This is a genomic window from Luoshenia tenuis (assembly GCF_014384745.1).
Lineage (GTDB): Bacteria > Bacillota > Clostridia > Christensenellales.
Window position 1 is genome coordinate 298,008 of the sequence record NZ_JACRSO010000003.1, and the last position, 20,269, is coordinate 318,276.

The window sequence follows — 20,269 nt, forward strand, 5'->3', positions numbered from 1 at the left end:
GATCGTAACGGCTTTAAGCATCGCGGGCAGCGACTGCAGCGGCGGCGCGGGCATCCAGGCGGATCTCAAGACCTTTGCGGCGCTGGGGGTCTATGGGATGAGCGCCATCACCACCGTAGTGGCGGAAAATACCCAGGCGGTTTTTTGCCGTCAGGACATCGCGCCGGATGTGCTGGCCGCGCAGATCGAGGCGGTGCTGGGCGATATCCCACCGGACGCCGTCAAGATCGGCCTGCTGCCCAGCGCGGCAGCGGTGCGCACGGTGGCCGCAGCGCTGAAGGGCACTGCCCTGCCCGTGGTTTTGGACCCGGTAATGGTGGCCTCTGCCGGGCAAACGCTGCACGGGGCGGATATGCTGGAGGCTTTAAAGGCAGAGCTGCTGCCTCTTGTGACGTTGATCACCCCTAATTTGGCCGAGGCGGCCGCGCTGAGCGGACTGCCGGTAGAAAACCACTTGCAGCGGCAGGCCGCGGCGCTGAAGTTAAAAGACCTGGGGCCGCGGGTGGTATTGCTTAAAGGCGGCCACCTGGATGGGGCGGCTGAGGACCTGTACTACGATGGGGAGGGCTTTTGCGCCTTTACCAGCCCGCGGATCGACACGAAAAACACCCATGGTACCGGCTGCACCCTGTCCTCGGCCATTGCGGCTTACCTGGCGCGGGGCTATGCCCTGGCGCAGGCGGTGGAAAAGGCCAAGGCGTATATTACCGGCGCCATCGCCAACGGGCTGGCGCTGGGCAGGGGCGCGGGCCCTTTGGGGCACTTTTACTTGCAAGATGGAAAACAGGAAGAAGGCAGTTAGATGGCAAATGAATATACGCAAAGGCTGGCGGCGCTGCTGGGCGCAGTGAAGGAGAAGCGGCCTTTGGTGCACCATATCACCAATTATGTAACGGTAAACGACTGCGCCAATATCGCGCTGGCGCTGGGGGCCTCCCCGGTGATGGCGGACGATATCGGCGAGGCGGCGGAGATGACGGGCGCGGCCCAGGCGCTGGTGCTCAACATCGGCACGCTGAACGCGCGCACGGTGGAGGCCATGCTGGCATCTGGCCGCAGGGCCAACGAAAAGGGCATCCCCATCGTTTTGGACCCGGTGGGCGCGGGGGCGACTGCGTTGCGCAACCGCACGGCGGAAAAGCTGCTGGAGCAGCTTAAAATATCCGTGGTGCGGGGCAACCTTTCGGAGATCAAATTCCTGCGCGGCCTGGGCGGGGAGACCCGGGGCGTGGACGCGGCGGACCAGGACGGGCTGCCCGCGCGGGTTGCCCTGGCAAGGGAATTGGCGCAGATGCTGCACAGCGTGGTGACCATTACAGGGCCTACGGACGTGGCCTCGGATGGGGAAAAGGTGCTGCGGGTGGATAACGGCTGCGCGCTGCTCTCGGGCGTGACGGGCACGGGCTGCATGTCTACCACGCTGGTGGCCGGATTGTGCGGCGCGGCGCAGCCGGAGGATACCCTGCTGTGCGCCGCCGGCGGCGTGGCGCTGATGGGCCTGGCGGGCGAGCTGAGTTTGGAAAGAGAGGACGGCCGGGAGCTAGGGCACTTCCATATGGGGATCATCGACGCGATTGGCCGCATGGACGAAAAGACGCTGCTGGAGAGGGTGAAGATCGATGAAGCCTGAGGTGGATTATACGCTCTACCTGGTGACCGACCGGGAGCTGATGAGCACAACAACGCTGGATGAGGCGGTGGCCCAGGCGGTAAAGGGCGGCTGCACGCTGGTACAGCTGCGGGAGAAGGATTGCACCTCGCTGGAGTTTTACCAGCAGGCCCTGCGGGTCAAGGCCATTTGCGATGCGGCGGGGGTGCCGCTGATCATCAACGACCGGGCGGATATTGCCCAGGCCGTGGACGCGGCGGGGGTGCACCTGGGCCAGAGCGACCTGCCCTGTCAGGTGGCGCGGCGCATGCTGGGGCCGGATAAGATCATAGGCGTATCCGCCGGGACGCTGCCCGAGGCTCTGAAGGCCGCGGCGGACGGGGCGGATTACCTGGGGGTGGGGGCCATGTACGCCACCGCCACCAAGCAGGACGCGGACGTGACCACGATGGAGGAATTAAAGGCCATCCGCGCGGCGGTGGAACTGCCCATCGTGATCATCGGCGGGGTCAACGAAAGCACGCTGCCCCGCTTTGCCCATACGGGCGTGGATGGGGCGGCGGTGGTCTCGGCCATCATCGCCCAAAAGGATATTGCCTCTGCGGCGCGCAGGCTTTATCCTTTGGCGGCGAAACTAAAGTAGGAGGGCCGGATGATAGTAGATTTTAAGGGCGCGATCTTCGACCTGGATGGAACGATACTGGATTCCATGGGCCTTTGGGGCGAGATCGACGAGGTATTTCTGGCCCGGCGTGGCATCCCCATGCCGGTGGATTATAAGCAGGCGCTCCAGCCCATGAGCTATGCCCAGGCGGCGGATTACACCATCGCCCGGTTTGGGTTAAAGGAGGAGCCGGCGGCCATCATGGCGGAGTGGGACGAGATGGCCCAGGAAGCCTATGCGCACACGCTGGCGCTCAAGCCCTTTGCGGGGGAATATATCCGCCGGCTAAAGGCGCTGGGGGTACGGGTCGCGCTGGCGACGGCCTCCGCCCGCAGCTTGTACGAGCCGGCGCTGCGCCGCCACGGGCTATATGGGTGCTTTGACGCGCTGACGGATCTAAGCCAGGTGCGGGGGGATAAGCGCGGGCCGGGATTGTTCTGGCTGGCGGCGGAAAAGCTGGGCGTGGAGATCGCGGACTGCATGGTTTTTGAGGATTCGTTACACGCGGCGCAGGGGGCCAAGGCCTCCGGCGCGAGGTTGACCGTGGTGCAGGATGCCTATGCCAAGAGCGATGAGGCCGCCCTGCGCAGGCTGGCCGACCGCTACGTGGCAGATTTTGGAGAGCTGCTGGAAAAAGGCGTTGAGGCCTGAAACCCGATGTTTGTCGAATGGAGTATAACACCCGCCCCGGGTACCCGGGGCGGGTGTTTGATTGTAAGGGATTGCAAGGGCTGCGCTCTTGTGGAGGCGCGCGCGGGCAGTAGAAAACGCAGGAGGTTTATCGCGCAGGATTTATCCTGTGCGGTGAATGACAAGGAAGAGTGAGTGATAGCGTATGGGGTTTTGTTCAATGGCATCTCTCCCTCCGGCGCACCCAACGGGTGCGCCACCTCCCTCGTCAGAGGGAGGCAAGAGAAAGGGGAATCGAGCCGTGAAACAAAAGCGAAACGACTGGAAAATATATCTGCCTATCTGCATCGGAGAGTTTGGGCAACTTCCGTCCCCACCATGGAGTGCGGTGGGCAGCGATGGGGGCAGCCGCCACGATTTTGGATAAAGCCGCTTACCCTGCAAACCGCGCAAAGGGCAGCCCGGCCACCGGCAGATGCACCGCGAAGATATCCCCGGCCGGGGAGGCGGCGGGCTCATCGGGCCGGCGGGCGGTGGTGATATACAGGGTCTTGAAATCCGCCCCGCCAAAGACGCAGCTGGAGGTACAGTGGGCGGGCACATCCACCTTGCCCAGTTTTTCGCCGGTCTGGGGATCATAATGGCCGACCTGCCAGCCGCCCCATTGGGCCACCCACAGCTTGCCCTGACTGTCGATGGTCATGCCGTCGGGCACGCCTTCCTCAGGACGGATGCGCACGGCCACCCGCCCGCCGGAAAGGGCGCCGGTAGACGGGTCGTAATCGTAGGCGCGTATCTCCTGCGTGGGAGAATCGGCATAGTAGAGGGTGCGCCCATCCTGCGTCCAGCAAAGGCCGTTGGGGCAGCGCAGGCCCTCCAGCAGCGGGGTGGCCGTCTGCCCGGCCAGGCTGTACAGCACGCCCACCGGGGTCTGCGCGTTATGCATGACGCCGGCCAGAAAGCGGCCCGCAGGGTCGCACTTGCCATCGTTAAAGCGGCGGTTCTCGCCACGGGCGGGTACCAGGCAAATGCGCCGCGGCTTGGCCAGCCATGCGGCGCGGTAAAAGCCGTTTTCCCCGGCCAGCACCAGCTCGTCGCTGCCCTGGCAAAGGGCAAAGGCCCCTACCTGAAAACCGGGACGCATCACCTCGCAGGCCCCGCTTACGGGGTCCAGCCGGTGCAGCGCTTTGCCGGTGATATCCGTAAAGTATAACAGCCCCGCGCGCTCATCCCAGACCGGGCCCTCGCCCAGCGCACAGCGGCTGTTTAGCACCACGCGTGCCAAATAATCCATATCTATCCCCCCTATTTTATTTATGGTTGCAGCGCCGCAAGGCGGGCCAGCGCCTCGTCCCACTGGGACGAGGGGTGCGGCGCGTAGGTGACCGGCGCAAAGGAGCGGGCCACCATCTCCCGGCCCTGGGATAGATCCGCAAGCTCTCCCAAGGCGATGAGCTGTACCATCAGGTTGCCGGTGGCCGTGGCCTCTACCGGCCCGCAGATCACCGGCAGGCTGCAGGCGTCCGCCGTCCATTGGGAGAGCACCCGATCCTGACAGCCGCCGCCCACGATGTGGATGGCCGGATAACGCGAACCGGTCAATTCCTGCAGGGTGCCAAGGGTGAGGGCGTACCGGGCGGCCAGGCTCTCGTAAACGCAGCGCAGGGTCTCGCCGATCGTTTGGGGCGGCGTCATCCCATGGCGGCTACAATAGTCCGCGATGCGTGCGGGCATGTTGCCCGGGGCCATAAAGCAGGGATCGTCCGGATCGATGATGCGGGCAAAGGCCGGCGCGGCAAGGGCGGCCTGGGCCATATCGGCAAAGGAGAGGTCCTGCCCCTCCTTGCGCCATTGGCGGCGGCACTCTTGCAGCAGCCACAACCCGGCGATGTTTTTCAGCAGCCGGATAGAGCGCCCGTAGCCGCCTTCATTGGTCACGTTGGCCTGGGCTGCCGGGGCGGTCAGCAGCGGCGTGCGCCTTTCCACCCCCATCAGCGACCAGGTGCCACTGGAGATGTACAGCGCCTCGCCCTGGGGCTGGGGCACCGCGGCCACGGCCGAGGCGGTATCGTGGGCGCAGCAGGCGATATACTCCGCCGGCGGTATGCCGCACAGCTCACAGGTTTCGTCCGTCAGCGCGCCCAAGCGGGCACCCGCATCCACCAGCGGGCCTAAAAGCCGCGATGGCAGGCCCAGCTGCGCCAATAACCCGGTATTCCACTGCAGCGCCCCCGGCGAGAGCAGCTGGGAGGTGGAGGCGATGGAAAACTCGCTGTACTTCTCCCCGGTGAGAAAATAGGCCAGTAGATCCGGCATAAACAGCAGCCGGTCCGCCAGGGCCAGCAGTTGGGGCTGTTCGTTTTGGGCCACGGTCAGCTGGAACAGGGTGTTAAAATTGATCAGCTGTGTGCCGGTGCGGGCATACAGCGCCTGCCTGGGGATGCGCGCGCAAACTTCCTCGATGGCATGGGCCGTGCGCCCGTCCCGGTAGTGCACCGGGTTTTCAAGCAGGCGTCCCCGGGCGTCCAGCAGGCCGTAATCCACCCCCCAGGTATCGATGCTAAAGGAGGCGTAGGGCGCCGCGGCATAGGACTTGGCCAGACCCTGGCGGGTCTCATGCAGCAGGCGCAGCACATCCCATTGCAGACGGCCCTGCGCCTGCACCGGCTCGTTGGCAAAGCGGTGGGTCTCCTGCAGGGTGATTTTATCCCCGTCAAAGCGGCCCAAAATAGCCCGGCCGCTGGAAGCGCCAAAGTCAAAGGCCAGTACGTTGCGGGTAGCCAAAGCGTTCCCCCCTTTTTTTGATCAAAAATTTTAGCGGTACTTTTTAATGCCCGGGTGCCTTCCCTTTAACCCAAACTGGGGCCGCATGGCGATCAGGGTCTCTTGCTGCTCTTGTGTCAGCTCGTGCTCGCCGCCCAGCAGACGCGCAGTCAGGGTGATCTTGGCGAAGAACTCCAGCGTTTCCATGCGGAAGTAGGCGTTCATCAGATCCACGCCCACGGTCACCGCGCCGTGGTTGGCCAGCATGATGGCGTCGTGCTCCTGCAAAAACGGGGCTATCGCCTCCGGTATCTCCTGGGTGGAGGGGGTGCCGTAGGGGGCGATGGGCACCGAGCCGATGGTCAGCACCGCCTCGGGCATGGTGTAGCTGTCCAGCGGAATGTGGGCGATGGCAAAGCCGGTGGCCGTGGGCGGATGGGCGTGCACCACGGCGCGCACGTCCGCACGCTCGGCATAGCAGCGCAGGTGCATGGGGAACTCGGAGGAGGGACGGTAACCGCCGCTGGCCTCCAGCACCTGGCCCTGCCCATCCACCAGTACCAGCTTATCCGGGGTGACCATGGACTTGCTCACCCCGGTAGGGGTGGTGATGTACAGATCATCCTCTAATTTGACGGAAATGTTGCCGTCGTTGGCGGCTACAAAGCCCAGCTGCCACAGGCGGTGGGCAATATCGCAGATCTCCTCGCGGGTTTGCATGTAAGATAAGGCCATGAGAATCGCTACCTTTCTATAAATGAATGATGAATGTTACTTGCGGTTGGCCAGGACATCCGCCTCGTAACGGTAGATGGCGGCCATAAACTGGTTGCCGGCGGCCAGGTCGTGCCGGCGCAGGTACTCGTCAAACACGATGCCGCTGGGATAGCCTTTGAGCGCCTCCAGCAGGGCAAGGCGCCCGGCCAGGTCGCCCCGGGCCTCCATTTGGCGCAGGTTTTCGGTCGGCTCCAGCAGGGCCTGGAGCAGCGCGCGGCGGGTGTTGCGCATGCCCACCACCCAGGCGGCGATGCGGTTGATGGAGGCGTCGAAATAATCCAGCGCCAAAACGATGCGATCCAGCGCCTGCAGGCGCACGACCTCGCGCAGTGCATCGCAAAGGCTGTCGTCATAGGCCACCACGTGGTCGCTGTCCCAGCGCACGGGGCGGCTGGTATGCAGCAGCAGGCGGTTTAGGAACAGGCTCAGCGCGCTCAGCTTGGCGGCGATGGACTCGGTGGGGTGGAAGTGCCCCAGGTCCAGCGTGAGCGCCAGCTCCGGGTGGGCCATGCAGTAGCACAGGTAAAACTCGTGCGAGCCGGCCACATAGCTTTCGCTCCCCAGGCCGAACAGCTTGGATTCCACCGCGTCCAGCACCAGATCCTCGGGGATCTTTTGGGCGTAGATCTGATCCAGGCTGTCTTTGAGGCGGGCGCGGGGCGCAAGGGCGTCCACCGGGAATTCCTTTTCCCCATCCGGGATCCACAGGTTGACGACGCAGCGCTGCCCGGTCGCCTCGGCCATGGCCCGGCCGATGCGGCGGCAGCAGATGCCATGCTCGATCCAGAAACGGCGGATGCCCTCATCCCGGCTGGCCAGGGTATACCCGTTGGCGCTGTTGGGATGGGAGTAAAACGTGGGGTTGAAATCCAGCCCCAGGCCTTGATCCCTGGCCCAATCGGTCCAGTAGGTAAAGTGCTCCGGGCCGATCTTGTCCCGGTCCACATCTGACCCGCCCACGCGGTAGTTGGCGTGCAGGTTGACCTTGTGCGGCCCGGGCAAAAGGGAAAGGGCCATCTCCAGGTCCTCGCGCAGCTCATCCGGGGTGCGGGCCGCGCCGGGATAGTTGCCGGTGGCGGCGATGCCGCCGGTCAGCCCCCCATCATTGGGTTCAAAACCGGCTACATCGTCCCCCTGCCAGCAGTGCAGGGAGATGGGCACGGCATCCAGTTTGGCGATGGCTGCCTCCGTATCCACGCCGATATCCGCATAGCGATCCCGCGCGTAACGGTAGGCGTCTGCAAAATTGGACATAAATTAACACCTCTTTTGTGAAAAATCGTGAATTTCTATTGCTCTTAACGGCATTTTTTATTATTATAAGTCGTGATGTTTAGGAATGTCTATCCCGGCGCTTAATTTCTCATTTGGACACAGGTGATGAAAATCGTGAACGAATTTACTCATAAACAATCAAAGGAGCCAATGGTATGTTAGCGGTTGAAAGAATGCAGGAGATATTGCACTGGCTGCGGGAGCGGCGCGTGGCTACGGTGGAGGAGCTGGCGGAAAAGTTTGACGTCAGCGGCGCGACGATCCGCCGCGATTTAGAGCGCATGGAGCGCAACGGGCTTTTGCAGCGCACCCACGGTGGGGCGGTGTTGATGGAGGGCAGCGGGCAGGATGCGCCGTTTTTGCTGCGCCAGGCCCAGTCCCGCCAGGCGAAAGAGCGCATTGCCCGGGCGGCGCTGACCTTTGTACAGGACGGACAGACGGTGCTGATGGACTCCTCCTCCACGACGTTGCAGCTGGCCCCGCTATTGGGGCAGCGCAGCGGCCTTACGGTGGTGACCAACGGGCTGCGCGCCGCCGAGATGCTGGGCGAGTGCGGCAATATACAGGTGCTTTGCACCGGCGGACGGCTGCGCGAAAATGCCGTGTCGCTGGTGGGCGGCACGGCGATGGCGTTTCTGGCCAATATCCAGGTGGATGTGGCGTTTATCTCCTGCCGGGGCTTTAGCATCGAGGCCGGGGCGACGGAGGGTTCCATCGAGGAGGCGGAGCTTAAGCGCGTAATGCTGGCCCACGCCCGGCGCAAGGTGCTGCTTTGCGATTACTCCAAGGTGGGCGAGGTGTTTTTGCACAAGCTGATCGACGCCAAGGAGCTAAGCGGGCTGATCTGCGAGAACGTGCTGCCCGAGGATGCGCGCGCGTATTTAGAGCAGCACGGGGTACAGGTCATTCAGGCCTAGTGGGCGCGGATGTTATCGATCTTATAGCGCGAGGCGTCGTCGGCATGGCTGGCCCAATCCAGCGTCAGATAGCGCATGGTGCGTAGGCCCCCCTGCAGGGGTGAGGCCAGGGCGAAGGTATCCTCGGGCGTGAAGCCGCCGAACTTGGGCGCGGCGATAAAATCGAAATCCCCGGTAAATTCATAGACCATGGACTGATCCAACCCTGTGCGCAGCGCAGGGTTGATGTATTTTTGGGCTTCCTCCCAAAGCCCCAAGCGCAGCGCATCAAAAAAACAGCGCGCGGTTTCCTGGCGGGTGGTGGGTACCCGCAGATAGGGCTGCTGGGCCGAGACCTGGGCACGCTTGACGCCGCCGGCCGCGGAAATGGAGCCGGAAAGCTGCCAGCCGCGGAAGGTATCGCTGTACGTATGCCAGGTAACGGCGTTGGGAACCTCCCCGTCCTCTACCGTCAGCTCGTCGGCCGGGGTATCCACAAGGGTGGCAAACCGGCCCCGCGCGCAGGTAATCACCAGCAGCTGGGTGCGCCCGTCGTACCGCTTGAACTGGCAAAGCAGGTCGTCCCCCACCTCATGGGTGAAGGTGGCGGGCGTAAGGGTGTATTCCGCGCTGCAGCCGGGCAAAAGGCGGTTATAAACGGTATGGCCGCCGGGCAAACCGGCAATACTCAAATGGATGCCCGCCGGCGTCCATTGCAGGGTGATGAGATAATCGCCGCTGCCAAAATCGTGGCGCAGCTGGCTTAGGATGCGTACGTCCTCGGGCGCGGGCGGCAGCACCATGGGCGATAAGCAGACCTCGGCCACGTTGCCCGGCCAGAGGGTGACCTCCATGCCTTCAGCGGCGCCGGGAGGCATCAGCGCCCCATCCCGGAAGCTAAAGGCGCAGCTGCGCGCGACCAGGCGCTTGCCCTCGACCGGCGCGGCGGGCAGCGCCTCGATAAAAGCCTCGCCGTTTTCCGGCAGGGGGAAAACCGTGGCGCCAGGGGGCACGAAGCGCCCATTGACCCGGTAGCGGGTGGGGTATTCCGGATGAGCGATAAGGGACAAGATGGGCAGCGCCGTCGTTTGCATCTTAAAACCTCCTTGTGTTTGAGCGTGGAACTAGTACAGCATACGCAGGGCGGGGTGAAAATATGTTTCATCACGCCTATATGGGGCGGCGGGCGCTTGCGCTTTGCATGGGGCAAGGGTATAATATTGCAAGTGACGAAAAACAATATCTTCCAATTATAAATGAGGAACCGACAAAGATTGATCCCGGGGGAGCACCCCGGGTTTAGAGAGGAGCACCTTTGCTATGACCAAGACCACCGTGGCGGCGTTGAAGAACACAGCCAGCCAATTGGACGGGCAAACGATCACCTTGAGCGGATGGGTGCGCACCGTGCGCGACTCCAAGGCCCTGGGCTTTATCGAGCTCAACGATGGGAGCTGCTTTTCTTCCATCCAGATCGTCTTTACGGAAGAAAAACTGGAGAACTTTAAGCAGATCGCCAAGCTCTCCGTGGGCAGTGCCATTACCGTAGAGGGGACGCTGGTGCTGACCCCCGGGGCGCGCCAGCCCTATGAGGTGCAGGCCGAGTGCATCGCCATTGAGGGAGATTGCCCGCCGGATTATCCGCTGCAAAAAAAGCGGCATTCCTTTGAGTTTTTGCGGCAGATGGCGCCGCTGCGGCCCCGCACCAACACCTTTGCGGCGGTGTTCCGGGTGCGCTCGCTTTGCGCTTACGCCATCCATAAATTCTTCCAGGAGCGGGGCTTTGTCTATGTGCACACCCCCATCATCACGGCCAGCGACTGCGAGGGCGCGGGCGAAATGTTCCAGGTGACCACGATGGACCTAAACGACATCCCCAAAGACGGGGAGGGAAACGTGGATTACGGCCAGGACTTTTTCGGCAAGCAGGCCAACCTGACGGTGAGCGGCCAGCTCAACGTGGAGCCGTTTGCGCTCTCCATGCGCAGCGTGTACACCTTTGGCCCCACCTTCCGGGCGGAGAATTCCAATACGCCCCGGCATGCGGCGGAGTTTTGGATGATCGAGCCGGAGATCGCCTTTGCCGACCTGGACGACGATATGGCCCTGGCCGAGGACATGGTAAAGTACATCATCAACTACGTTTTGGAGCAGGCGCCCGACGAGATCGCCTTTTTCAACCAGTTTGTGGATAAGGGGCTGCTGGAGCGGCTGAAAAACGTGGCCGGGTCCGATTTTGGCCGCGTGAGCTATACCGAGGCGATCGAGCTGCTGCAAAAGAGCGGCCGCAATTTCCAGTACCCGGTGGCGTGGGGATGCGACCTGCAGACCGAGCACGAGCGCTACCTTTCCGAGGAGGTATTTGCCCGGCCGGTATTTGTGACCGGTTACCCCAAGGAGATCAAGGCCTTTTACATGCGGATGAACGAGGATGGCAAGACCGTGGCGGCCATGGATCTGCTGGTGCCGGGCATTGGCGAGCTGATCGGCGGCAGCCAGCGCGAGGAGCGCGAGGAAGTGCTGGTTTCCCGCATCGAGGAGCTGGGCATGCGCAAGGAGGACTATACCTGGTACATCAATACCCGGCGCTACGGCGGCTGCAAGCACGCGGGTTACGGCCTGGGCTTTGAGCGGATGATCATGTACTTAACGGGCATGAGCAATATCCGCGATGTGCTGCCCTACCCCCGCACGGTGGGTACGGCGGAGTATTAAGCGATGAAAAAGGCGCGCAGGGGTTTGCCTCTGCGCGCTTTTTCTGTACAATGCATCGATATTTCAGCGCGCAGGTGAGATTGCGCGCCGGGCCGCCGGAATGATAATATAAGGATAGAAAAAACGGGGGAGGACGAAAGATGGCTGCGGACAGGACTATACTGCATTGCGATTGCAACGGCTACTACGCATCGGTAGAGTGCCTGTTCCGCCCGGAACTGCGGGAGGTGCCCATGGCGGTGTGTGGCGACCCGGATAGCCGCCACGGCATCATTCTGGCAAAAAACGAGCTGGCCAAGCGCTATGGCGTGGTAACGGCGGAGACCATCTGGCAGGCAAAGCGCAAGTGCCCGGAGCTGACGTTGGTGGCGCCCCACCACGATGCATACAGCCGCATCTCAAAGCAGATCAACGAGATCTACGGCCAATATACCGACCGGGTGGAGGCCTTCTCCATCGACGAGAGCTGGCTGGATGTGACGGGCAGCCTGCACCTGTTCGGCACCGGACGCCAGATCGCCGACGAGCTGCGCCGGCGCATCCGCGAGGAGATCGGCGTGACCATATCGGTAGGCGTTTCCTTCAATAAAGTATTTGCCAAGCTGGGCAGCGATTATAAAAAGCCGGACGCCACCACGGAGATCACCCGGGAGAATTACCGGGACATCCTCTTTCCCCTGCCGGTGCGGGATATGATCTTCATCGGCCATCGCGCGGCGGAGACGCTGCAAAAGGTAGGCGTCAAGACCATTGGCGACCTGGCCGGGACGGAGATGGAGAAGCTGACCGCGCTTTTGGGCAAGGCCGGGCAGACGATGTGGCGCTACGCCAACGGCCTGGACGATGCGCCCGTACTGCGGCCGGATGAACAGGAGGCGGCCAAGTCCATCGGCAATGGGATCACGTTCGCCCACAACCTGGAGACCGAGCAGGATGTGCGCGCCGGGATACTGGCGCTGGCCGATACGGTGGGCAGGCGCCTGCGCCGCCACAAGGTCAAATGCACGGTGGTACAGCTGCAGATCAAGGACCCTGACCTGAAAGTGATCTCCCGCCAGCGCAGCCTGGAGCGCCCCACGGACCTTAGCGGGGAGATCGCCCGGGAGGCTATGGAGCTGCTCTGTGAGGCCTGGCCCAAGGGTAAGCCCATCCGCATGATGTCGGTCACCGGGGCGGGGCTGGTGGGCGAGGGGGCGGCAGAGCAGCTGAACCTGTTTGACAGCGGGGAGGACCGGGCGCGCCGGGGGCAGCTGGAGCAGGCGCTGGACGCCATCGAGGGCCGGTTCGGAAGGGGAACGGTGCGCCGCGGCTCGCTTTTAAACAGCGATATTATGAGCGACCGAAAGCGCCCGGGAGAGGACCGGTAAGCGGTATAACTTATAAAGCGCTCCCGTGGGGGCGCTTTTTTTGTCGGCGATGGACAGAGAAGCGCGTATTTGTGCTATAATATCTGCATTCAGCGCAGCGTCGTGCGCGTCCGGCCTTTGGCGGGCATTTAAAGCAAAATGGTGAGGGTATGCCATGGCGGCATCCGAACAGAAATAACAGGGGGTAAGACCAATGGCGCAAAAGAAGAGAAGACCGCAGGGCCGTTTTTTTGTGATCCTGCTGCTGCTCCTGGCACTGATCGCCGGGACCGTATGGGCGGCCAGCGGCGGTATGTGGCAGCTGATGCGGGGCGAACAGGCGCAGGCCACGCCCAGCCCGGAGCCGACAGTGGAGCAGGCGCAGGCCACGCCAACGCCCGAGCCTACGCCTCAACCGCCGGTGGATATCCAGATCAGCGTGGTGGGGGATGTGATGACCCACGATAACCAGATCAAATCCGCCAAAAACGAGGATGGCACTTATTCCTTTGAGGACGTATTTGCTACCATTGCGCCCACCCTCTCACGGGCCGACCTGACCCTGGCCAACCTGGAGACCACCTGCGCGGGGGAGGCGGCCCGGGGCTACACCGGATATCCGACCTTTAACAGCCCCGAGACCTTGTTGGACGCGCTGAAAGGCGCGGGGGTAGACGTGCTGACCCTGGCCAACAACCATATCTGCGACCGGAAGAAGGACGGCATCATTAATACCGTGCAAAATGTGGCTGACCGGGGCTTTATGCAGACCGGCGCTTTTGCCACCCAGGAGGATGCGGAAAAGATCCTGATCGCGGATGTGAAGGGGGTAAAGGTGGCCATACTGGCGTACAGCTATGCCTTTAACGGCATGGAGGAGACCATCCCCCAAGAGGACCGGAGCTGGATGCTGAACCAGATCGACATGGGCAAGATCAAGCGGAACATAAAAAAGGCCAAGGAAGAGGGCGCGGACGTGGTGATCTGCTGCGTGCACTGGGGGGAGGAATACACCCGCCAGCCCAACGCCACCCAGAAAAAGCAGGCCGATGAGATCCTCTCCCTAGGATGCGATATCATCTTTGGCAGCCATCCGCACATGCTCCAGCCCATCGAGCGGCGCACGGTGACGAACAGCGACGGCAGCACCCGGGAGGCGCTGGTGGTATGGTCCCTGGGCAACTTCCTCTCGGACCAGCGGGCGCAGTACAAGGACACCGGCATGATGGTGGAGGTAAACCTGCAAAAGGATATGCAGACCGGCGCGATCACCATTGGCGAGGTGGGCTATACCCCCACCTATGTGGCACGCACCCCCCGGAGCGACGGGCTGTATAACTACCGCATCGTCCCCTCCGGACAGTATGACCAGGAGGAGATCCTCCAGCTGATGGACGCGGAGGGGAAAAAGCGGGTGGCCCAAACCTGGAGCGAGGCCACCACCCTGATCGGCAGCGAGGCGGCCGAGCCGCGCAAGGATTAGCGGGCTTAAAATGCGGTAAGGAGGGAAGAACATGGCCAAGGACCGGGCACTGGGCATCCGCATACGGGAGCTGCGCCGCCGCCAGGGGCTGACCCAGCGGGCGCTGTGCGAGGCGTTGGAGCTGAAGGCCTCCACTCTCTCCCAGTACGAATCCGGCCAACGCACGCCGGACGATGCCATCAAGGCCAGGATCGCGGACTTTTTCGGCGTGAGCCTGGATTACCTGCTGGGCCGGGACGAATTTATCCAGCCCGCGCTGGAAAAGGGCGAGCCGTTCCCCGTAACGGTAATGGACGACAGCCTGAAAAACCTAGGCGTGGTGCGCTTTAGCCGCCTACAGGTGCAAGAGGGCGCCCCTGTGGAGGATGGGCAGCTGGCGCTGGTAGCGTTTAAGGATGGCCGTACCCTGGTTAGAAGGTTGGAGCGCAAGAACGGCTGGGTGCTGCTGATCGCCGAGAACGGGGCTTATGAAACGCTGATGGTCCGCCCGCGGGACGTGGAGATCCTAGGCCGGGTGACCCATGCGCTGCTGCCGCTGGGCAGGGAAAAGGGTAAAAAATCGGAACATTGACAGGGCGTTAATGCTGCCCTATAATTTGAGGTAGAGGGCCCGGATGGGAGGGCCCTATGAAAAGCGATTGAAGGGGGAAATACCGATGCCGAAATTTGCATGCCAATGTATCACCTGGGGCCCGGCCAATAACTCCGAAAACAAGGAGCTGATCTTTAGAGAGGTCAAACAGGCGGGTTTTGCCGGCCTGGAGATGGGCGCGCGGAACCTGCGCCCGGAATTTGTGGATTTTTATAAGGAGATGCTGGACAAGTACGAGCTCGAGCTGGCGGCGCTGCACTGCGGCGGCGAGTTCACCTCGGATGCGGCGATCGAAAAGAACTACGCTTCCCTGCAGGAGGCTATCACCATTGCAAAGGCCATGGGGCTTGATAAGCTGTTCTTCTCCGGCTTTCCCAACGGCTGGCCGGATTTTAAGCGGGATGACGAGAGCGAGTTCCGCTGCGAAGCCAAGGTGCTGGAGCGCTTTGGCAAGGAGTGCTTGGACAACGGCATTACCCTTTGCTACCATAACCACCACTGGGAATTTTTAAAGGATAAGATGGGGCTGAACATCATCTTTGACGTGAACCCCGATTACCTCAAACTGGTGCCGGATGTGGGCTGGGTGACCCGCGGCGGAGACGACCCGGTGGAATTTGTGAAAAAGTATGCCGACCGCATCGTGGCGCTGCACTTTAAAGAGTTCACCGCCCAGGGCGACTTTACCGAGCTGGGCACGGGCATTGTCAACTTCCCCGGCGTGTACGAGCTGTATAAGGACGACCCGGATATCTGGATCGTTGCCGAGCAGGATCAGAGCAAGACCACGCCGCTGGAGAGCGCCACGGCCAACTGCCGCTACCTTAAGACGCTGGCCGGCATCTAATTGCCGCTAAACATAAAACCCGGACCGTGCCCTTAGGCGGGCGCGATCCGGGTTTTTGCTACTCGTCCTCCCAACCCTCGCCGCCGGAGCCGCTTAGGGGCGGAGCCGATAGCAGCAGCGCCGCCAGCACCAGGGGAAATGGAACGGGGTCAAAACCTCGGCGTAGGTTGATAGAAAGGGTTATGGCCAGTAGCACCATGCATGGAAGACAGGCGTTTCTGCCTTTAGGGGGCGCGCCGGACATGGGAAAGCCTCCTTTCGCGGCCAGAAACCGGTCGTAATCAGTATATGCCGCCGGGCGGGGAAGGTGCCTTCCCCCTAGGCGTTGGGCGGGTACAAAAGGCGAACGTTTGAACAAATATTGGCAGAAAAGAACGGTTGACTTGCTCATCTTTTCGTGATAGAATTCATGAGGTTTTGGGCGGGGGACGTAGTTAAGGGCGTCCCCTTACCTATGCCCGGAAAAGGCAAAAAGATATTGGGGGAGAATTATGGGAAATCAATTTGACGTGATCATCATCGGCGCGGGGCCGGCCGGCATCTTTACGGCGCTGGAGCTGACCAAATGCAAGCCCGGGATCCGGCCGCTGATCCTGGACAACGGCCGCACCATCGACAACCGCCGCTGCCCGGCGCGCACCACCGGCAAGTGTGTGAACTGCAAGGTCTGCGCGATCATGAACGGCTGGGCCGGGGCGGGCGCTTTTTCGGACGGCAAGCTCTCCCTCTCCCACGAGGTGGGGGGCAACCTGACCGATTATATGACCCAGGATGAGGCGCAGGCGCTGATCGATTACGCCGATACCGTCTATACTGGCTTTGGCGCGCCGGATACCGTGCATGGCTTGAACGACCGCAAGGTTGAGGAGATCGCCTACGAGGCGTCCAAGCATAACATCAAGCTGATCCCCTGCCCGGTACGGCATATGGGTACGGAGCTGGCTTTTGAGGTGCTGCGCAATATGTACGTACACCTGATGGAAAAGACCCAGACCGTATTTTGGGAGCAGACCTCCGCGCTGGATCTGATCGTGGAGGACGGCGCCATCCGCGGGGTGAATGTGGAAAGGGCGGATGGGAAGCAGGAGGCGGTCTACGCACCTTACGTGATCGCCGCGCCCGGCCGGGGCGGCGCCCAGTGGCTCAGCGGGGCGGCCAAGGCCGCGGGCATCCATACCATGAACAACGAGGTGGACATCGGCGTGCGGGTGGAGGTGCCAAACTCCGTAATGGATCACCTGACCAAACATCTGTACGAGGCCAAGCTGGTCTACTACTCGGATACTTTTGAGAACAAGGTGCGCACCTTTTGCATGAACCCGGGCGGCCTGGTCAGCGAGGAGCACTACGAGGGCGGCATCGCGGTGGTCAACGGCCACAGCTATAAAGAGGATAACCGCAAGACCGGCAACACCAACTTCGCCATGCTGGTATCCACCCGCTTTACCCAGCCCTTTGACCAGCCCATCGAATACGGCAAGTATATCGCCCAGCTTGGGAATATGCTCACCGGCGGGGGCATCATGGTCCAGCGCCTGGGTGACCTGCTGCAGGGCCGGCGCACGGATGAATCCCGTCTGCGCAAATCCACCACCGTGCCCACGCTTAAGACCGCGGTTGCGGGGGACTTAAGCTTTGTACTGCCCCAGCGGTACTTGACCTCCATCGTAGAGGCGCTGCGGGCCTTTGATAAGCTGGCCCCGGGGCTCTACTCCAAAAACACCCTGCTTTATGGGGTGGAGGTAAAGTTCTACTCCTCTAAAGTAGAGGTGAAGCCCAACTTTGAGACCCAGGTGCAGGGTTTGTATGCCATTGGGGACGGCGCGGGCATTACCCGGGGGCTGATGCAGGCCTCGGTCACCGGCGTGGTGGTGGCGCGGGATATCGCCGCCAGGGGATAGTGGGCGCGCGGAAAAGCCCTTGCGGCGCAGCGCCTTTGCGTGTATAATGATAAAGTCCGGTTTTTGCCGGGCGTTGATGCAGGCCGGTTGCCGGGCCCCGTGCAACAGACCGCCGTGAACCCTGTCAGGACCGGAAGGTAGCAGCAGTAAGCGGATGTGGCTGTGTGCCGCGGGTCAACCTGGCAGCAGGCCTACACCAGCGCCCGGAAGGATCGGGTTTGGAGAGAGAAAAACGGTATGTGCTCAAATGGCGCATGCCGTTTTTGCATTGATTTAAGGGACTCCGGGGCGGAGTATGCGAATCTACATTGAATGTGATATAATAATTTTGAGTATATGCGGCGCGGTACCGACGCGCCGCCAGATTGGGAAACGGAGCTGAAAAAGACTATGCCGGCGTTTTTTGCACACTGGTCCTGCGCGCAGCGGGCGATTTTTAAACTGGATGATGCCAAGGCCTCGACCCTGATCGCCCGGCACCCCATGGCCTTTACCCTGGGGGCGCAGGGCCCGGATATTCTGTTTTACTACCACCTGCTGCCCACCAAGGATAACGAGGGAATGCGGGAGCTGGGCAGCCGGATGCATAAGGAAAAGACCGGCGCGTTTTTCCGGGAGATGCTGACCTACGTGGCCAAAGAGGCGCCGGAGCGCGCGCTTTTGACCACCTACCTGCTGGGCTTTGCCAGCCACTGGGCGCTGGACGCCATGGCGCATCCCTTTGTCTACTACCGCGCGGGCTTCCCCGGGCCGGAGGCGGATCAAGACGAGATCATCATGACCAATGCGCGCCACCGTTTTTACGAATCGGCGCTGGACGTGGCGCTGCTTAAAGAGGATGGCTGGCACCCCAGCGACAACAACATCCACAGGATGATCCGCATGCCGGCCTGGCAGCGACAGGCCATCGCCCGTACGTTTGCGAATGCCGCGGCGAAGGTGTATGAGGTAAAAATCACCCCGGAGATGGTGGATGAGACGATCAAGGAGATGACCCACTGGCTCAAGTTCATGCGGGACCCCCACGGGCGCAAGGCCAAGTGGGCGGCCAAAATGGAACACAAGTATAACATGCCCGGGGTGGCTACGGCCAGCCTGTGGCCTAAAAAGGTGCCCGAGGGGATGGACCCGTTGAATCTCAACCACGTGGATTGGGCCGTGCCCTGGGACGAGGGGCTGCACTCCCGCAGCGACTTCCTCTCGATTTTTGACCGGGCGGTGGACCAGGGCAGCGCCATGCAGCGGGCCATTTTGGGCGCGGTGCGCGGCCAGTGGGGGATTGAGGAGGCGATGAACGTGCTGGGTAACCGCTCTTATTCAACGGGCCTTGACAGTGACGAGAAAGTGCAGATGCGCTACAGCAGGTCCGTTTTTACCGGCGAGTTGGAAAAGGCCTGGCCGCTGCACCCCAAGGGACTGGAAACGGGCAATTTGAAATAACGCAGTTTGGAGGGAAAACAATGGAGATCCGCATCCCTTATGGCAAGGAGACCATCGGCGCGCAGCTGCCGCAGGAAAATCTGATGGGGGTATATCACCCTGCAAAATATACGGGCAACCGGGATGAGGGCGACAAAATCGACACGGCGCTGGACTGCCCGCTGATGGGGCCGGATTTAAAGACGCTGGCCGCGGGGAAGCAGCATATCGTGATCATCACCTCCGACCATACCCGGCCCTTGCCCAGCCGCCTGACCATGCCGCGTATTTTAAAGCGGCTGCGGGAGGGGAACCCGCAGGCCAAAATCACCATACTGGTGGCCACCGGGTGCCACCGCGCGATGACCGAGGAGGAAAAAAGCGCGCGCTTTGGCCCGGAGATCGCCCGGAACGAACGGTTTGTGATGCATAACGCCTTTGATGAGGAACAGATGGTTGCCCTGGGCAACCTGCCCTCGGGCGGGGAACTTAAGGTAAACTGCGTGGCCGCGCAGGCGGACCTTTTGATCGCCGAGGGGTTTATTGAGCCGCACTTTTTCGCCGGCTTTTCCGGCGGGCGCAAGGCGGTGCTGCCCGGCATCGCCAGCGCGCAGAGCGTGCGCTACAACCACAACGCCGCCTTTATCGACAGCCCCCTGGCGCGGGCCGGGGTGCTGGAGGGCAACCCCATCCACCGGGATATGCTGTGGGCGGCCAAGGCGTGCAAACTGCAGTTTATCTTAAATGTGGTATTGGATGCGGATAAAAAGGTGATCCACGCGGTGGCGGGCGAGCCCGAACGGGCACATTTTTCCGGCTGTACCTTTGCGGCCCGGCATGCGATGCTGCCAAAGTTCCGCGCGGACATCGTGATCTCCTCCAACGGCGGGTATCCGCTGGACCAGAATGCCTACCAGGCGGTCAAGGGGATGACCACGGCCGCCCAGTGCTGCAAGGATGGCGGGGTGGTGATCCTGGCGGCCCAATGCAGCGACGGGCACGGCGGGCAGGCCTTTTACGAGGCGCTGCGGGATGCGGATAGCCCGGAAGAGCTGCTGGCCCGCATCCGCCAGGTGCCGGCGGAGCAAACGCCGCCCGACCAGTGGCAGTACCAGATCCTGTGCAAGATATTGACCCGCTGTCAGGTGGTACTGGTCAGCGACCTGCCCCGAAAGATGGTGGAGGATATGAAGCTTTGCTGGCAGCCAGACCTGCAGGCGGCTGTGGATTACGCCCTTGAAACCATGGGGGCCGGCGCACAGATCGCCGTGGTGCCCGACGGGGTATCGGCCATCGCCCTATAGGGTAGATAGGGGATGGGGGAAGAAAATCGTCAATTCTCAGTAATCATC

Annotated in this window: 18 protein-coding genes and 1 other RNA gene; 14 read left to right on the top strand and 5 right to left on the bottom strand. The window is 61.9% G+C overall.

The genetic code is table 11. The annotated features are described in order from the left end of the window. Nucleotide 1: 1 nt before the first annotated feature. Genes thiD through H8699_RS08745 form a run of 4 tightly spaced genes read left to right on the top strand, consistent with a single transcriptional unit; the run spans nt 2 to nt 2,924 of the window. Nucleotides 2–802: a bifunctional hydroxymethylpyrimidine kinase/phosphomethylpyrimidine kinase gene (gene thiD, locus H8699_RS08730; RefSeq protein WP_407943998.1), complete on the top strand. Its 801-nt coding sequence runs from the start codon at nt 2–4 to the stop codon at nt 800–802. Continuing rightward, the gene (gene thiM / locus H8699_RS08735) at nt 803–1,630 is read left to right on the top strand and encodes a hydroxyethylthiazole kinase (RefSeq protein ID WP_249285342.1); all 828 of its coding nucleotides are present in this window, start codon (nt 803–805) and stop codon (nt 1,628–1,630) included. Beyond that, nucleotides 1,620–2,252, top strand: a complete 633-nt coding sequence (gene thiE / locus H8699_RS08740; protein WP_249285343.1) for a thiamine phosphate synthase — start codon at nt 1,620–1,622, stop codon at nt 2,250–2,252. The genes thiM and thiE overlap by 11 nt, the downstream gene beginning before the upstream one ends. A gap of 9 nt (nt 2,253–2,261) precedes the next feature. Next, nucleotides 2,262–2,924, top strand: coding sequence for an HAD family hydrolase (locus tag H8699_RS08745; protein ID WP_249285344.1), 663 nt, complete (start codon nt 2,262–2,264; stop codon nt 2,922–2,924). Nucleotides 2,925–3,336: 412 nt separating this feature from the next. Here H8699_RS08745 and H8699_RS08750 read toward each other — a convergent pair whose 3' ends face one another. Genes H8699_RS08750 through H8699_RS08765 form a run of 4 tightly spaced genes read right to left on the bottom strand, consistent with a single transcriptional unit; the run spans nt 3,337 to nt 7,697 of the window. Continuing rightward, complete coding sequence (locus H8699_RS08750; protein WP_249285345.1) at nt 3,337–4,197, bottom strand: SMP-30/gluconolactonase/LRE family protein; 861 nt, start codon at nt 4,195–4,197, stop codon at nt 3,337–3,339. Between the two features lie 20 nt (nt 4,198–4,217). Further along, complete coding sequence (locus H8699_RS08755; protein WP_249285346.1) at nt 4,218–5,687, bottom strand: rhamnulokinase; 1,470 nt, start codon at nt 5,685–5,687, stop codon at nt 4,218–4,220. Nucleotides 5,688–5,717: 30 nt separating this feature from the next. After that, complete coding sequence (locus H8699_RS08760; protein WP_249285347.1) at nt 5,718–6,401, bottom strand: class II aldolase/adducin family protein; 684 nt, start codon at nt 6,399–6,401, stop codon at nt 5,718–5,720. A gap of 36 nt (nt 6,402–6,437) precedes the next feature. Then, nucleotides 6,438–7,697 (bottom strand): L-rhamnose isomerase, encoded by a 1,260-nt coding sequence (locus H8699_RS08765; protein ID WP_249285348.1) that lies wholly within the window; start codon nt 7,695–7,697, stop codon nt 6,438–6,440. Nucleotides 7,698–7,873: 176 nt separating this feature from the next. Here H8699_RS08765 and H8699_RS08770 point away from each other — a divergent pair, with 176 nt between their 5' ends. Further along, complete coding sequence (locus tag H8699_RS08770) at nt 7,874–8,635, top strand: DeoR/GlpR family DNA-binding transcription regulator (protein ID WP_249285349.1); 762 nt, start codon at nt 7,874–7,876, stop codon at nt 8,633–8,635. Here H8699_RS08770 and H8699_RS08775 read toward each other — a convergent pair. Further along, nucleotides 8,632–9,708: a hypothetical protein gene (locus H8699_RS08775; RefSeq protein ID WP_249285350.1), complete on the bottom strand. Its 1,077-nt coding sequence runs from the start codon at nt 9,706–9,708 to the stop codon at nt 8,632–8,634. The two genes, H8699_RS08770 and H8699_RS08775, sit on opposite strands and share 4 nt — an antisense overlap. 226 nt (nt 9,709–9,934) lie before the next feature. Here H8699_RS08775 and asnS point away from each other — a divergent pair, with 226 nt between their 5' ends. From asnS to larA, 9 genes are all read left to right on the top strand, one after another. After that, entirely contained in the window at nt 9,935–11,329 is a 1,395-nt protein-coding gene (gene asnS, locus H8699_RS08780; RefSeq protein WP_249285351.1) for an asparagine--tRNA ligase, read from the top strand. 140 nt (nt 11,330–11,469) lie between these two features. Beyond that, nucleotides 11,470–12,696 carry a DNA polymerase IV gene (dinB, locus tag H8699_RS08785; protein WP_249285352.1) on the top strand — a complete coding sequence of 409 codons (1,227 nt, stop codon included), beginning with the start codon at nt 11,470–11,472 and terminating at the stop codon, nt 12,694–12,696. 193 nt (nt 12,697–12,889) lie between these two features. Beyond that, nucleotides 12,890–14,158 (top strand): CapA family protein, encoded by a 1,269-nt coding sequence (locus H8699_RS08790; RefSeq protein ID WP_249285353.1) that lies wholly within the window; start codon nt 12,890–12,892, stop codon nt 14,156–14,158. 31 nt (nt 14,159–14,189) lie between these two features. Beyond that, nucleotides 14,190–14,729: a helix-turn-helix domain-containing protein gene (locus tag H8699_RS08795; RefSeq protein WP_138294521.1), complete on the top strand. Its 540-nt coding sequence runs from the start codon at nt 14,190–14,192 to the stop codon at nt 14,727–14,729. A gap of 85 nt (nt 14,730–14,814) precedes the next feature. Then, nucleotides 14,815–15,597, top strand: a complete 783-nt coding sequence (locus H8699_RS08800; RefSeq protein WP_249285354.1) for a sugar phosphate isomerase/epimerase family protein — start codon at nt 14,815–14,817, stop codon at nt 15,595–15,597. A gap of 491 nt (nt 15,598–16,088) precedes the next feature. Further along, nucleotides 16,089–17,498, top strand: a complete 1,410-nt coding sequence (locus H8699_RS08805; protein WP_249285355.1) for an NAD(P)/FAD-dependent oxidoreductase — start codon at nt 16,089–16,091, stop codon at nt 17,496–17,498. An 88-nt stretch (nt 17,499–17,586) separates the two neighbouring features. After that, an RNA gene (gene ffs / locus H8699_RS08810) (signal recognition particle sRNA small type) lies at nt 17,587–17,686 on the top strand. A 148-nt stretch (nt 17,687–17,834) separates the two neighbouring features. Next, the gene (locus tag H8699_RS08815; protein ID WP_249285356.1) at nt 17,835–18,938 is read left to right on the top strand and encodes a zinc dependent phospholipase C family protein; all 1,104 of its coding nucleotides are present in this window, start codon (nt 17,835–17,837) and stop codon (nt 18,936–18,938) included. A 20-nt stretch (nt 18,939–18,958) separates the two neighbouring features. Next, nucleotides 18,959–20,221 (top strand): nickel-dependent lactate racemase, encoded by a 1,263-nt coding sequence (larA, locus tag H8699_RS08820; RefSeq protein WP_249285357.1) that lies wholly within the window; start codon nt 18,959–18,961, stop codon nt 20,219–20,221. Nucleotides 20,222–20,269 lie beyond the last annotated feature (48 nt).

Bases quoted from the DNA above. Each gene is read 5' to 3' on its own strand.
- dinB (WP_249285352.1), top strand. From the start codon at position 11,470: ATGGCTGCGGACAGGACTATACTGCATTGCGATTGCAACGGCTACTAC.
- thiE (WP_249285343.1), top strand. From the start codon at position 1,620: ATGAAGCCTGAGGTGGATTATACGCTCTACCTGGTGACCGACCGGGAG.
- H8699_RS08800 (WP_249285354.1), top strand. From the start codon at position 14,815: ATGCCGAAATTTGCATGCCAATGTATCACCTGGGGCCCGGCCAATAAC.
- H8699_RS08770 (WP_249285349.1), top strand. From the start codon at position 7,874: ATGTTAGCGGTTGAAAGAATGCAGGAGATATTGCACTGGCTGCGGGAG.
- H8699_RS08765 (WP_249285348.1), bottom strand. From the start codon at position 7,697: ATGTCCAATTTTGCAGACGCCTACCGTTACGCGCGGGATCGCTATGCG.
- larA (WP_249285357.1), top strand. From the start codon at position 18,959: ATGGAGATCCGCATCCCTTATGGCAAGGAGACCATCGGCGCGCAGCTG.
- H8699_RS08760 (WP_249285347.1), bottom strand. From the start codon at position 6,401: ATGGCCTTATCTTACATGCAAACCCGCGAGGAGATCTGCGATATTGCC.
- H8699_RS08750 (WP_249285345.1), bottom strand. From the start codon at position 4,197: ATGGATTATTTGGCACGCGTGGTGCTAAACAGCCGCTGTGCGCTGGGC.
- H8699_RS08795 (WP_138294521.1), top strand. From the start codon at position 14,190: ATGGCCAAGGACCGGGCACTGGGCATCCGCATACGGGAGCTGCGCCGC.
- H8699_RS08790 (WP_249285353.1), top strand. From the start codon at position 12,890: ATGGCGCAAAAGAAGAGAAGACCGCAGGGCCGTTTTTTTGTGATCCTG.
- H8699_RS08775 (WP_249285350.1), bottom strand. From the start codon at position 9,708: ATGCAAACGACGGCGCTGCCCATCTTGTCCCTTATCGCTCATCCGGAA.
- asnS (WP_249285351.1), top strand. From the start codon at position 9,935: ATGACCAAGACCACCGTGGCGGCGTTGAAGAACACAGCCAGCCAATTG.
- H8699_RS08805 (WP_249285355.1), top strand. From the start codon at position 16,089: ATGGGAAATCAATTTGACGTGATCATCATCGGCGCGGGGCCGGCCGGC.
- thiM (WP_249285342.1), top strand. From the start codon at position 803: ATGGCAAATGAATATACGCAAAGGCTGGCGGCGCTGCTGGGCGCAGTG.
- H8699_RS08745 (WP_249285344.1), top strand. From the start codon at position 2,262: ATGATAGTAGATTTTAAGGGCGCGATCTTCGACCTGGATGGAACGATA.
- H8699_RS08815 (WP_249285356.1), top strand. From the start codon at position 17,835: ATGCGGCGCGGTACCGACGCGCCGCCAGATTGGGAAACGGAGCTGAAA.